Raw genomic sequence first — 13,474 nt, 5'->3', positions numbered from 1 at the left:
ATACTGATTTTAAAGCCAATTGCATATTAGAGCCTAATAAATGGCTTTTAGATTTAACTCACTTTAAATAAACTCACCGCTTCATGTAATGACTCTGCTCGCTGTCTAACATCTTGTGTTGCCGCCGCATTCTCTTCAGTTGCATTGGCTGTTTCATCGGCGATATCACGGATCACCACTACATTTTTACCGACTTCTGCAGCCACCATACTTTGCTCTTCAATGGCGGTCGCAATTTGGGTACTCATGTCTGATATGGTTTGCACATCTTGGGTGATTGAGTTGAGTAAGTCCCCTGCTCCACCAGCTTGCTCGACGCTTTCTGAACCCTGCTGCTGACTGGCATCCATTAACTGCACAATCGAATGAGTACGGCTTTGCAAAGTTGAAATAATTTTCGAAATTTCTTCGGTGGACTCTTGGGTGCGCATGGCAAGGTTTCTGACCTCATCTGCCACTACCGCGAATCCTCTGCCCTGCTCACCGGCTCTAGCAGCCTCAATAGCAGCATTTAATGCCAGTAAATTAGTTTGCTCAGCAATGCCTCTAATAACATCTAACACGCTTCCTATGGTTTCACTGTCACGTTCTAAGTCTGCGACGACGTTTGAAGAATCACTCAGCTGACTTGCTAAGCTTTGTATTTTCTCAATGGTCTGTTCAACACTGACTAGACCTTGCTGAGCATTGTCATTGGTTTCATTGGCTTTAAGTGCTGCTTGCTCAGTATTACTGGCAATCTCATCAATGGTCGCCCCCATTTCAGTAATGGCTGTTGCGACCATGTCCGTTTCACTTAATTGTTTTGAAACGCCTTCAGATGCCGTAACTGCATTTTGAGTCAGCTCTTCACAGGAGATATTCATCGCATCTACTGATTCGTTCACTTGCTCAATCAAATGCTGAAAACTTAGCACCATGGCATTAAAGTGTTTTGCAATTCTTGCAAGTTCATCGTTTTTGCTTTCATCACAACGAAGCGTTAAATCTTTATTCTTTTCAACTTCTGAGATCACCCGATTGATATCATTAATCGGCACCACAATACTGCGTAAAATAAGATAAGCAGAAATAGATAAGATCACGGAGATAAGCACAAAAATACTTACCCCCAAAATCAGCGCATTAGTTTCAGCTCCTGCAATTTGAGCATTAGTTTGCTCATGCAGATGAATAAGATCGGTATCCGTCCTTTTAATGGCTTCTCTTAGTTTCAGCATGTCACCATCATAAGCGGTTAAACCAAATAGCTTTTCTTTATCAGTTAATAAGATAAAACTTTTTTGATAAGCATCAGCCAATCCTGATAGTTGATTCTTGGTTGATGAATTGAGAGATGAAGACTGAAGTTGGGATTGGAATAAATCTAAATTCTTTTCGAATTTATCTAGGTAGCTTTGGGTCCGGCGTAACATAAAGTCTTTCTCGTTACGGCGCAGCTGTAACATGGTGACTGATAACTCCGCTTGTCCTTGCTCTTTTAAAATGGTTTCAACATTATGAACTGACTTGCGTAAATCCCCATATAAACCCGTCTTCGGTGTTAAGCCTATTTCTGTTTGTAAAGTCACTAACTCAGCAAACATGGTTTTATAGGTGTCCAGACTTTGGTTAAAACTCGATAAGCTTTGAGTGGATAAACCACGATCGGTTAATGCCTCATTAAGCGCAGCTATCGTATTATTAATATCGACATAAATATTGTCATGTTCATCAATATATTTACTGTCTAACCGGGCAAAAAAATCTTTTTCCGTCACTCGAAGTTGTAAAACTTCTCGCTCAATTTCAGTAATATTGTTGGCAGCGCCTGCCAAAGTCGATTTCACATCACTGGTATAGAGTTGCAATAAAAACATCGCGACAAATGCGACTAGTGACACCACAACACTCAATATTAACTTGGTACGAATTAGCATATAAATCCCTAATAACCTTAAGGTACATTAAAAATATAGATGCTTAATTACCTATTAGACAACTTTTAAGCAAACTAATTTTTATAGCCTGTATAAGCTAATAATGTATTAGCTTTCAGGATACTGACTGTATCTTTATCGACCAAAAGTTGGTTTTCTAGATATTATTTTTTATATACGAGTAAACCTTTTACTAACTTGCTAATGTCTAATCTAGTAACTCGCACCCAAACGGATAAAACGGTGACCCTGAACTCCAACAACATTACTGACATTGATTGCCAGTTTCAGCAGCCAAGTAAAAACGCTGAAACAGATCAAAATCAGGCTAATCACGATCAAATCGATGGGCTTACGCCTGACGAGACATTAGTGAATCTAGCCAGGTCAGGTAATAAAGCTGCATTTAAGCAGTTATATTTGCGTCACCAGGGACGAGTGTATGCCATTTGTTTTCGCCTTAGTGGTAGTCATGATCATGCCGATGAAATCTGTCAGGACTGTTTTGTTAGATTGTGGCAAAAATTAGAACAGTTTAATGGTCAAAGTCAGTTCACCACTTGGTTGCATAAATTATCGGTTCATCAAGCCATTAACAGCATGAAAGCCAAACAGCGTTTTTGGCACCGCTTTTTACCTGATAGCAGTATCACCGATGAAAACGAACAAGAAGCAAGTCGGCATTATGAATATCACCGTTTAGACAAGTTAATAATGAAGTTACCAGAAAGAACCAGAGTGGTATTTGTATTAAGCGCCATTGAAGGTTATCAGCATCAGGAAATTGCAGAAATATTGAATATTGCAGTGGGAACGAGCAAAACCCAGTACCACAGAGCAAAACAGATGTTACAGGAAATGCTGTCATGAAAAAAAACCAACCACAACAAGAGAACCTTGACGATTTGATAGCCAGTTTACCCAAAGAAATCAGTCCTAAGGCCGATCTTTGGCAAGACATTGATGACCAAATTAGTGCTAAAACCAACAGCAATATGACACAAAAAAGCATGGTCAAAGGGGATTCACATTGGAAAATGATTGCAATGGCCGCAAGCCTTGCATTTGTGATGGTATTAGGCTGGAAACTGTCGACGCCAAACATCAGCTCCACTGAAACCCTAACGGTCAATAACGCATTATCAAACCAGTCCACCGAAGATTTAATTGCACTGGTCGATCAAATTGCCCAGACGCATCAGCAACAAATTTCCTCATTTGAAGACAACAAATACACCGTAGGTATGCAGCTTGATAATCAAACTAACCCGTTCAATAAAGGGTTTTCAGAACTAGAACTTGCCTCAAAAGAGATTCAGCAAGCCTTAAAGAATGACCCTAATAATAAACAAGTTTGGGATTTATGGCTTTGGATTATGAAACGCGAAATAGAATTGTTACAACAACAGCAACGCACACCAATGAATACAGCTCCATCAACTCAAGGAAATCAAATATGAATATCACCCTTAACCAGCTAGTCAGTCGAACGATATTCGGCTGCAGTCTGTTAATGACTCCACTGATGGCGCAAGCAGTCGAACAGATAGAGCGTGAAATGACCGTTTCTGCCAACCCTAATATTGAGTTAAAAGTACAACGTGGCAAGGTCGAAATTATTGGTTGGGATAAGGATATTATTAGCGTAAAGGGTCAGCTTGATGAACTATCAGAGGGCTTTGTTTTTGAAAAAAAAGGCGGCGATATTATCATAGAGGATAAGCTACCAAGCAGCTACCGCGGTAACAATGATCAAGGTTCAAACTTAGTTATTCGTATTCCATCAAATTTAGCACTGGAAGCCGAAGGGGTTTCTGCTGACTACGAAGTTGAAAAACTAGTTGGTAAAGTTCAATTATCTTTAGTCAGTGGCAGTATGGAAGTTGAAGATATTGAAGGTAAAATCAGCTTAAACACTGTTTCAGGCGACATCAAAGCTGAAAAGCTTAACGGTAAAATTGAATTAGAAACGGTGTCAGGAGATATCAAAGACAAAGATGTGCAAGGTAAAGCAAAATATCGCCTGGTCAGTGGTGAGTTAGAATCTGAAAATAACTTAGTCACAGACTTAAGCATTGACCAAGTTTCTGGTGACGTTGAAGGCAGTTTTACTGCTGCGGAAAAAGTTAAAGTGGTTACTGTTAGCGGCGATATTGAAGTTAAACTGAGTGACGCCATCACTAAAGTATTATTCGATACTGTCAGCGGTGACATTGAAGTTAAGTTTACCAATATGCCAAATTTAGCATTCGAGATTGATGGTGGTCCAGGTGGAAGAATTGAAAATCGTTTAACTGACGATAAACCAATGAAAACCAAGTATTCATCACGTCAGTCTATTCAATTTAAAACTCAGCAAGGTGATGGTAGCTTTAATGCCAGCACCATCAGCGGAAAAGTCAGTTTAGAGAAATAACTTAACCTAAGTTTAATGAAATAATTCAACACTCAGTAAGCCCTTAATAATGATGATTGTTAGGGGCTTTTTTGTATAGTTATTCAAGCGTTAATTGGTATGTTCATTAGCACTATTTCGACATTTCGTCTAATCCGCAATACACTGTCTATACCCATTGTCTTACTTGCCTTCAAACACAATGAATAAAACCCCATTTGAGTCACTCGATCTGAATTTAATCAAAGTTTTTTTCATCTTGTACGAAGAGCTCAACACCCATAAAGCAGCTGAAAGACTGCACATGAGTCAACCAGCAGTCAGTCGAACACTACAAAAACTTCGTGATGCCTTTAACGATCCTATTTTTGTTAAGACTAGACACGGATTATCGGCAACAGATAAAGCCCACTTTTTAGCCCAAAGGCTGCCAAATACGTGGCAAGAGTTGGCTGATATCATTAATCATGTCGACGAATTTGAGTTCAAAAAACTAACCGGTAAACTCTGCGTCACGATTCACCCAGCTTTGATAGGTTTGATCAGCGATAAGTTATTTCTCGCTCTGCATCAGACTGCTCCGCAAGTAGAATTAGTCGTATCGGTATGGAATAGCGCAACGGAGCAGGATTTATTATTAGGTAAACAAGACTTTGCCATTACGATGATGGAACCAGACTTCTCCAAAGAAATGAGCATAAAAACACTGCCGAGTTTGTTTGCGAGGGTTTATTTAAACAAACAGCACCCGTTGATAGATAAAACTATCGATGAACAGGCTTTTACTCAGTACCCATTAGCGGTGTTACATGTGCCAGGTTGGAACGAGAATATAACCTATGTGGAAAAGTATCTTAAACGCCGTGGTTTAAGCCCAACTATTGCTTATCGTAACCCTCATCCAAGTTCAGTGCTCAGTGTGGTTGCACAAACCCAGTTAATGCATGCTGTCGGCACACAATATCATGGTATAAGCACAGAAAAAGTCACCAGTAAGGTGATACATATCGATGGTAAACCTGTCGAATTAAATAGCTATTTCTGCCATCATTATCGACACAGAAACAAGCCGCTTTTTCAGTGGCTATATAACACCATTAATCAGATTATTACTGAGCAAAATAAAGCAGAAAGAAGTCGTTAATTAGTTTACTGAAATCGCTAAAGGTTCAGGGTTAATAAAGTCGATAAAAGCTTTGGCCGCAGGCGTTAAGCGTCGATTTTTAAGATAAACAATACTAAAAGATGCTTTTATGTCAGGAATATCCATCACAGGTAGCTCCACTAAAGACTGGGATTCTACCTCTCGCACGATGGAGATATCTGGCGCTAATGCCACTAAGTCACATTCAGTCAACGACTCCTTAATCGCCTGAAATTGTTCAAATTTCACTAATCCTGAAAAGTCATCGCGATACTTAGAAAATAGATCGCCAAATTGATCAAATAACGGTTTGGGTAAGGCTGATGGAATCGCAATCGGATACTGCTTAATATCATCAAGTGTAACTTGAGGTTTATCAGTTAAAGGGTGCCCTGCACGGCAGCAAAATACCGCTTGAAAACTGGGTAATGGAATCACCTCAATGTCATCTCTTAAATCCAGTTCCGTCGCTTTGGTTTCAGCGATAAATAATGACACTTCAGCTTTACACAGTTTTTGATACAAGCTCAGCCAATTACCTACTTTTAATTCAACATTGACGTTGGGGAATGTATTGATAAATTGGCCAATACTCGGGCCTACAATGCTATTTAATGGTATTGCGCTCGCCCCTACCATTAACTCCCCGGTTTCTAATCCTTGAATCGCTTTGATTTCTCTTTTTAGATACTCAACATCTCGTACGATACGGCTACCATGTTCAACAACTACTTCGCCAAATGGGGTTAATGTCACCGAGCGTGAAGTCCGTTCTAATAATTTAGCTCCTAATAAATCTTCCATTTTTTGAATACTTCTAGACAAAGATGGTTGTGCCAAATTTAATTCGAGTGCAGCTCTATGGAAATGTTTTAAATCCGCAACAACAAGAAAATGTTTTAAATGACGTAATTCCATTAACATACCCAATTATAAAAAAAAGCAGAAAACCCGAAGTATTAATAGCAATTACGTCAACTTACTCATTATAAAAAAACATTTCAAATTTTAATAAAAGTGATAAAACATCAATATTAAAACAGAATTAATTTCTTAGTTCAACCATAATTAAAATTGATGCAAAACCTCAAGCTAAAACCATAAACCACTGTAAATAAAGGGTTTATATAAACACGCAAATGTATCAAAACGTATCACTTAATATTCAATTAATTAATTACAACTGCGCATTAATCTGATACAAAAATTGCATCAATTAAGATTAAACAACCAATTCCTATTAATAGCTTTTATGCATTATTTAATGCTTAATTTCGCATTGGATTATCTGGTAACAATTTTGCAATATCTGATTAACCACTTTTTTATTCGTGGTCATTAAAATAATAATTAATAGGAACTCATCATGAGAATTAAAAAATTGACATTGATGACATTGGCTGCGATATATGCAGGTGGTGTCGGCAATGTAGTCGCTGATAATGGACAGCACTCTACATTGGATACTCCACCGCAAATACCAACAAGTATTAATATGATGGAGCTTCATAAACAAAAACAACAAGCAACTCAGTATAAAACTGAAATGGGAACAACCCCATTACGCCGTGGTAGTTTAAGTAATATCCATTATCAACCTAAATCTGCAGTTGATAAGATTAATATTGAAGAAGGTATTACTGGCGAACACACTTACATTGTTCGATTACACGACAAGCCCATTGCAACTTATAACGGGACTATTCCTGGTCTTCCTTCGACCAAACAAGCTTTGCGTCAAAGCACTCAGCAAAATAGTACAAATTCCGCTTCAATGGATCAGCAATCTATTGCTACGTATAAATCACACCTTTTATCTAAACAGCAGCAAGTTATTTCCGCCACTGGCGTGACCCCGAATCAACAATTCACAGCCGCAATTAACGCATTTACAGTCAAAATGACACAGCAAGATGCTATGCGCATGGCTGAGCAGTCGGAAGTTGCTTATATTCAACGTTCTACCAAACTACAACTGCACACAGATGTAGGCCCTGAACATGTAGGCGCTAGCGGAATTTGGGACGGCAGCCAAACACCTGACGGTCAAAAGTACCAAGGTGAAGGTATGGTCGTTGGTATTATCGATACTGGTGTGAATACTGACCACCCTTCTTTTGCTGCTGTTGGCGGCGATGGCTACGTTCATACTAACCCATTAGGTGCAGGTAATTATTTTGGCGGTTGTGCTGAAGCTGATTTTGCCGATAAATGTAATGATAAATTAATCGGTGTTTACACCCATGAATCGATTACCGGCCAGTACCCTGAGTCACTGCAATTTGGTGAAGATTACAACGGACACGGAAGCCATGTAGCCAGCACCGTTGCTGGTAACATCTTGTATGATGTCGATGTTGTAACTACATCTTTAGGTGGCGGGCCAGGTAACTCAATTGGTGTGCAAATGCCAATGATTTCTGGTGTCGCTCCACATGCCAACATCATTTCTTATCAAGTATGTACTGATGATGGTTGTCCTGGTGATGCGATATTATTTGGTATTGAACAAGCAATCCTTGATGGTGTCGATGCGATTAACATGTCTATTGGTGGCGGCGAAAGCTTCCCATGGAATGACGCATTTGAAATGGCATTTTTATCAGCCCGTGAAGCAGGCATTGCCGTTGCATTGTCAGCAGGTAACTCTGGTGCGGCTTATGGTACTGATAGTCTATACACTGTCGACCACACTTCGCCTTGGGTATTAAACGTTGCAGCGACAACGCATTCACGTTCAATCAATATTCATGATAAAGCCCTAAATGCTTTTGCTGGTGGCGACACGACTTTAACCCCTGAGCAACTTGATGGCGCTGGCGTTTCTGGTGAATTTAGTGGCAACTTTGTTATTGCTGGCGATCATGGTGATGCTCGTTGTAATACGCCTTTTGCTGCAGATACATTCCAAGAAACTGATATTGTTGTTTGTGAGCGCGGCGATATTGCCCGTGTTGAAAAAGCAATAAATGTTCAAGCTGGTGGCGCAGGTGGTTTTGTACTTTATAACACTTGGGATGAAGGTGATGATGTATTTGACGATGCTTATGTGATCCCAGGTATTCATTTAACCGCTACTCAATATTTCGGTAGCTGGAATGTGAAAGGCTTACAGCCTTGGTTAATGTCAGCTGAAGGCGAAACATTAACAGGTACCATTACTGCATCTCGTGCAACACGCGATATAAACCCAGACGATGCTGATTGGTTAGCAACGTTCTCTTCTCGTGGTCCTTCTAGCACAGTTGAAGAATTATTTAGTCCAGGTATCGCAGCTCCAGGTGTAGATATCTTTGCCGCATGGAATGATGAAAACCCATTCAATTCGCAAGCTGATACCCGTAATTATAACGCTATCAGTGGTACCTCAATGGCATCTCCACATGTTGCAGGTATGATGGCGTTGATCCGCCAAGCTAACCCAACATGGACAGCAAGCCAAGTACAGTCTGCCCTGCAAATGACTGCTGATAGCATGGCTATCAAAACACTGCACCCTAATACTGGCGAAACAAAAGTCGCTGGCGTCTATCGTGCAGGACATGGCTTAGCCAATGTCGAGCGTGCAATTAATGCTGGTTTGATCATGGATGAAACAGCTGATAACTTCCGCCGTGCTAACCCACAAAATGGCGGTTTAGTCCGAGACTTGAACTTACCACAGTTAATTAATAACGATTGTGGTCGTGATTGCTCGTGGTTAAGAACGGTTACAGCAACACAAGATGGCACTTGGGATGTGAGCGTGGCTCGTGCAAGTGAAGGCCAACCTTACTGGGATTACTCATTAGACCCTAGCGCTAACGTCAGCGTAACGCCGTCGCAATTTAGCTTAAAGAAAGGTGAATCAATTACCTTAACCATTAACGGCTCGTTCCAAGAGTCAGATATGGCTTGGCATGATGGCACCATTGCCAATGCTCAAGGTGAAATTCATTTCATCGCTACTGATGAAACTATTCCTGCATCTCACTGGCCGTATTCAGCTACATTCATTGGTACAACATTGCCTAACACTATCAATGTTAAAGCCCATGATGACACTGCTAGCCACATGATTGAAAACGTACCATTTGGTGTGCCAGCAAACACGTTATCAGGAGTTGTTTATACCCCTGTTGAAGCAACAACAATCGAATTTGATTCGGCACGTCTTCAGTTCGGTGAACAATTTGTTGATGATCAGGGTTTTTGGAATACCGATTTGGCAAGTGTTACCACTTTCCCAGTCACTGTCCCTGAAAACTCTGCAGTATTTAGAGCTGAAATCACTGACCGTATTAAGTCTTCAATGAATACGGAATACGATATATTTGCCGATGCTGACATCATGATTTTCCGTGATTTCAATGGCGATGGCATGTACCACTATTCTGAAGCGATTTGTGGTTCGCAACTGCCACAAACTAGCATTGGGGAATACTGTTCACTAGAAAATCCTGAAGCTGGCGAGTACGTCATCATGGTGCAAAACTATCTTATGTACCCATGGGAAAGTGTTGATACCTATGAGATGTCTTATGCTGTTGTCGCAAAAGATGTTACTTCTGACATTCATTTATCATTCTCTGACTCTGAAGAACTTAATTCTTCGTTGAACATTGAGTGGGATATGATGATGGAAGAAGGCAAAACCTACTACTCAGCAGCAGCTATTCATGCAGGTGCTAATGAAGAAGGTTCATTGACCTTAGTGCCTATGCAAATGACTCGTGGTAAAAACACAGTGTCAATTGATAGCACACAAGATGCTGCTCGAGTTGGTGATATTATCGATATGCGTTTAACTGTTCAGGCAAACCAAAGCGGCGAGAACCGTTTAGTTGACATCGCAGCAAGCTTATCTGACGGCTTACGTATTATTGATGGCTCACTAAGTGAAAGTATTGCAGGAGTCGTTGCTACCGATAATGGCTTTACAGTCCAAGTTGAGCAGTTAAACACTGCAGATAAACAGACTGACTATATCGTTACAACCAATGAAACTGATGCAATGTGTCGTACACCTTGGAACATTGAGTACCTCGATGGTAGCTCAATAGACGGCGAGTATGTTGACCTTGCACGATTTGGTATGGCACCTTCTTGGGGCTCATTCTATGAAGTCAATGAATGGGGCTGGGGTACTTGGACTCATGAAATCATAATTCCTACTATCGATAATGCTATGGCACCTTTCGATAATGAAGAATACTTCGTGACAGACCAAGTGGTACTAAGTTCTCGTGGTTGGTTACAACTTGATTATGTTCAGTACAACCCGTGGGACATCATGCCGCAGGAAGTTCATTTGGAACTACCTGCGACTGAATATACTACACCTGCGGATTTCATCGTAGCGCCGTTATGGAATGCTTCGCAAGATGAAAACTGGAACCAAAAAACCACTCTTTCTATGTATGAACCAAGTTGGGATCCTGCATTACAGAAAGGGGTTACCGTTGCTTACTTTGAAGGTTACACATTAGTAGAGTGGGATAAAGCGTCAACTCATGACTTCGGTTACGATGAAAACTGGCAACAAACTATCACTCCACGTGATGATAGTTATGATTTCCAAGTCTTCATGCGTGAGCGAACAGGACATGTAGACGGTGAGTATGAATACATCATGGCTTATAACAATGTTGATGTAGGCAGCCAAGACGGTAGCGGTTCAATTGGTGTACGTGGTTACAATGGCCCGCGTGCTGGCATGTGGCCATTAAATGGTCACCAAGGTGAATCATTTGCTTATAACGATTTAAACGATAAGTTAAAAGACGGTTTAGTGGTTTGTTATAACATCGATGGCCCACAATCTAGTCGTATCACGATTGAATTCCAAGCTGAAGTTATTGATGCTGCCTTAGGTATGGATCAAGAAATGACAGTAACAGGAACAGTTGATGGGATTGCTGATGCTAGTGCAACACAAACAATAACCGTTGCATCTAATATCAACATGTTAGCAATCGATGACCAGATGGTTGAAGAAAACATGACTCTTGAAGGCATTACTGTTCACTATACTGATAATGATGGTGGCATGTCTGCTAACACCATTACAGTCACTGGCGAAAATGTGACTGCTGTAGTCAATGGTCATACATCAGGTTCAAGTTTTGATATTACGCCAGCAGCTGATTTCTGGGGTGAAACCATGGTCACTGTGACAGTGTCTGATAACTTGTTCCCGAATGATATGAGCACGACAACATTCATGTTAACGGTTAACTCTGATGGTGTGGAGCCAACTCCACCAGCAGCAGAGAATCCAATTGAACCTGAAGCAACTCCAGATAATGACGATGGAGGAAGTTTAAGTTTATTAGGGTTAGTTTTCTTAGGATTACTTGGCGCAAGTCGTCGTAAAAAGTACCACTAATAATTCATTAATATAATCAATCAAAAGGCCTTCAGATGAAGGCCTTTTTTATGCTTATAAATAGCCAAAAACATATTATTCTAGAAGCTGATTGACTTAGCATAATTGAACATCATGGCTAAGAGCCTATGATGTAATTGACTATTTTGGTTTTACTTAGTCTTATACAAATACTATTTAAGCGCTGCTCAAGCACTACACTAGATGAGTCAGGTTGATTCTTTAACTCTTTTACAATTAACTCGACCTTGCTTAACGCCTCACCTTTACTTCAACAGTTACAACATGAATGAAGAATCAGCTCACATTATATTCTTAAGGATTTATCTTCCTTTTATATATTCAATATCGGTTTACAGCTTGAAGTAGTATTGGCTACTTTAACCTAACCAACATTACCGCTTTCGGCATACCGAGTAAGAAAATGGCTGCAAATGAAGTCATGGAAGAATTAACAGTGGAATACATGCACAGTGAAAACGTGTCGATTAAGTAGACGGAATGAGCTTTACTATCACTCCAGATACTGATTGGTATGGTAAACAGAAGCTAAAGTGACTGTGACTGTGACTGTGACTGTGACAATGACAATGACAATGACAATGACAATGACAATGACAATGATGGATTCGGCTAATCAACATGACCAAGCCAGCACAAGCTTTATGTTAATGGTGAATTCTGATGATATCGATGCAGCACCACCAGCAGAAGAGGCGCCAGAAGAAACACCTGCGAAATCTGATTCAGGCAGTAGCATGGGGGTCTTTAGTCTTATTTTGGTCGGTTTATTGGGCGCTGCGCGACGTCGTAAACTACACTAATATAGCGTTCCAAAACTAGTGTTTGGGCCTTCTGTAAAGAAGGCCCTTTTTTATGGCCGATTATCAATCGTGGGGGTCGTAAACTATTTAACTGACTTTACTTCTTCATCAGTTAAAAATCGCCATTCACCTTCAAGCAATTCATCTTCCATTTCAATACTGCCGACCGCTTCACGATGAAGATTGACCACTTTATTGCCCACAGCGGCAAACATACGTTTTACTTGATGGTATTTGCCTTCACTGATGGTTAAACGAGCATGAGTGTCATCTAGAATTTCAAGCTTAGCGGGTTTGGTTAACCCATCTTCGCTACGTAACTGAACCCCTTCTTTAAAGGTCTCAATCAAAGCTTCATCAAGTGGCTCAGCCACCTCAACCCAATACCGTTTACCGCAGTCTTTCTTAGGTGAAGTGATTTTGTGCGACCACAAACCGTCACTGGTAATGAGCACTAACCCGGTGGTATCCACATCAAGTCGCCCTGCAATATGTAACGTATCGACCTTTTCAATATCCATCAAACTCAGTACCGACTGATATTCTTCATCAATGGTTGAGCAAATCGTATCGACCGGCTTATTCATCATGATGTAACGTTCACCGATAATGGTTATCTGACGTCCCTCGATGCACACTTCAGTATCTTCAGCGACTTTATAACTGGCATCTTTTACCACCACGCCATCACAGGTAACTTCACCTGACTTTAATACTCTTTTTGCCAATGAACGAGTGAGCTCAGTACTTTCACAGATAAACTTATCTAAACGCATTACTACAACCAATTGAGTGTCTAATTAGCCGCTATTATGAGCCGTGAAC

General features: G+C 40.4%; 9 protein-coding genes. 6 read left to right on the top strand and 3 right to left on the bottom strand.

Translation table 11 applies throughout. The features are described from left to right. Positions 1-53 precede the first annotated feature (53 nt). Positions 54-1,919, bottom strand: a complete 1,866-nt coding sequence (locus tag AB4153_RS01305) for a methyl-accepting chemotaxis protein (RefSeq protein ID WP_371996104.1) — start codon at positions 1,917-1,919, stop codon at positions 54-56. A 342-nt stretch (positions 1,920-2,261) separates the two neighbouring features. Between AB4153_RS01305 and AB4153_RS01300 the strand changes: the two genes are divergently transcribed. The 4 genes from AB4153_RS01300 (at position 2,262) to AB4153_RS01285 (ending at position 5,458) form a co-directional block, all read left to right on the top strand. After that, positions 2,262-2,789: an RNA polymerase sigma factor gene (locus AB4153_RS01300; protein ID WP_229369494.1), complete on the top strand. Its 528-nt coding sequence runs from the start codon at positions 2,262-2,264 to the stop codon at positions 2,787-2,789. Further along, positions 2,786-3,379, top strand: a complete 594-nt coding sequence (locus AB4153_RS01295) for a hypothetical protein (RefSeq protein WP_371996103.1) — start codon at positions 2,786-2,788, stop codon at positions 3,377-3,379. The genes AB4153_RS01300 and AB4153_RS01295 overlap by 4 nt, the downstream gene beginning before the upstream one ends. After that, positions 3,376-4,335, top strand: a complete 960-nt coding sequence (locus AB4153_RS01290; protein ID WP_371996102.1) for a DUF4097 domain-containing protein — start codon at positions 3,376-3,378, stop codon at positions 4,333-4,335. Before AB4153_RS01295 ends, AB4153_RS01290 begins: the two co-directional genes overlap by 4 nt. 181 nt (positions 4,336-4,516) lie before the next feature. Beyond that, positions 4,517-5,458: a LysR family transcriptional regulator gene (locus AB4153_RS01285; protein WP_303513356.1), complete on the top strand. Its 942-nt coding sequence runs from the start codon at positions 4,517-4,519 to the stop codon at positions 5,456-5,458. Here the strand turns inward: AB4153_RS01285 and AB4153_RS01280 are convergent, their stop codons facing one another. Beyond that, complete coding sequence (locus tag AB4153_RS01280; RefSeq protein WP_102528914.1) at positions 5,459-6,376, bottom strand: LysR family transcriptional regulator; 918 nt, start codon at positions 6,374-6,376, stop codon at positions 5,459-5,461. 448 nt (positions 6,377-6,824) lie between these two features. Here AB4153_RS01280 and AB4153_RS01275 point away from each other — a divergent pair, with 448 nt between their 5' ends. Continuing rightward, a complete protein-coding gene (locus tag AB4153_RS01275) occupies positions 6,825-11,825 on the top strand; it encodes a S8 family serine peptidase (RefSeq protein WP_371996100.1) in 5,001 nt (1,666 codons plus the stop codon). Between the two features lie 554 nt (positions 11,826-12,379). Continuing rightward, positions 12,380-12,649 (top strand): hypothetical protein, encoded by a 270-nt coding sequence (locus AB4153_RS01270; RefSeq protein ID WP_371996099.1) that lies wholly within the window; start codon positions 12,380-12,382, stop codon positions 12,647-12,649. Positions 12,650-12,732: 83 nt separating this feature from the next. Here AB4153_RS01270 and rsuA read toward each other — a convergent pair whose 3' ends face one another. Beyond that, positions 12,733-13,425 carry a 16S rRNA pseudouridine(516) synthase RsuA gene (rsuA, locus tag AB4153_RS01265; protein WP_102528916.1) on the bottom strand — a complete coding sequence of 231 codons (693 nt, stop codon included), beginning with the start codon at positions 13,423-13,425 and terminating at the stop codon, positions 12,733-12,735. Between the last annotated feature and the right edge of the window lie 49 nt (positions 13,426-13,474).

The sequence above is a fragment of the Shewanella sp. 10N.286.52.E4 genome, from assembly GCF_041468785.1.
In the GTDB taxonomy this organism is placed as follows: domain Bacteria; phylum Pseudomonadota; class Gammaproteobacteria; order Enterobacterales; family Shewanellaceae; genus Shewanella; species Shewanella electrodiphila.
The sequence above is the reverse complement of the archived record's forward strand: the minus strand, read 5'-3'. Positions and strand labels throughout refer to the sequence as shown.

Excerpts from the sequence above, each read along its gene's own strand:
- AB4153_RS01305 (WP_371996104.1), bottom strand. The coding sequence starts at position 1,919 with ATGCTAATTCGTACCAAGTTAATATTGAGTGTTGTGGTGTCACTAGTC.
- AB4153_RS01295 (WP_371996103.1), top strand. The coding sequence starts at position 2,786 with ATGAAAAAAAACCAACCACAACAAGAGAACCTTGACGATTTGATAGCC.
- AB4153_RS01290 (WP_371996102.1), top strand. The coding sequence starts at position 3,376 with ATGAATATCACCCTTAACCAGCTAGTCAGTCGAACGATATTCGGCTGC.
- AB4153_RS01285 (WP_303513356.1), top strand. The coding sequence starts at position 4,517 with ATGAATAAAACCCCATTTGAGTCACTCGATCTGAATTTAATCAAAGTT.
- AB4153_RS01280 (WP_102528914.1), bottom strand. The coding sequence starts at position 6,376 with ATGGAATTACGTCATTTAAAACATTTTCTTGTTGTTGCGGATTTAAAA.
- AB4153_RS01275 (WP_371996100.1), top strand. The coding sequence starts at position 6,825 with ATGAGAATTAAAAAATTGACATTGATGACATTGGCTGCGATATATGCA.
- rsuA (WP_102528916.1), bottom strand. The coding sequence starts at position 13,425 with ATGCGTTTAGATAAGTTTATCTGTGAAAGTACTGAGCTCACTCGTTCA.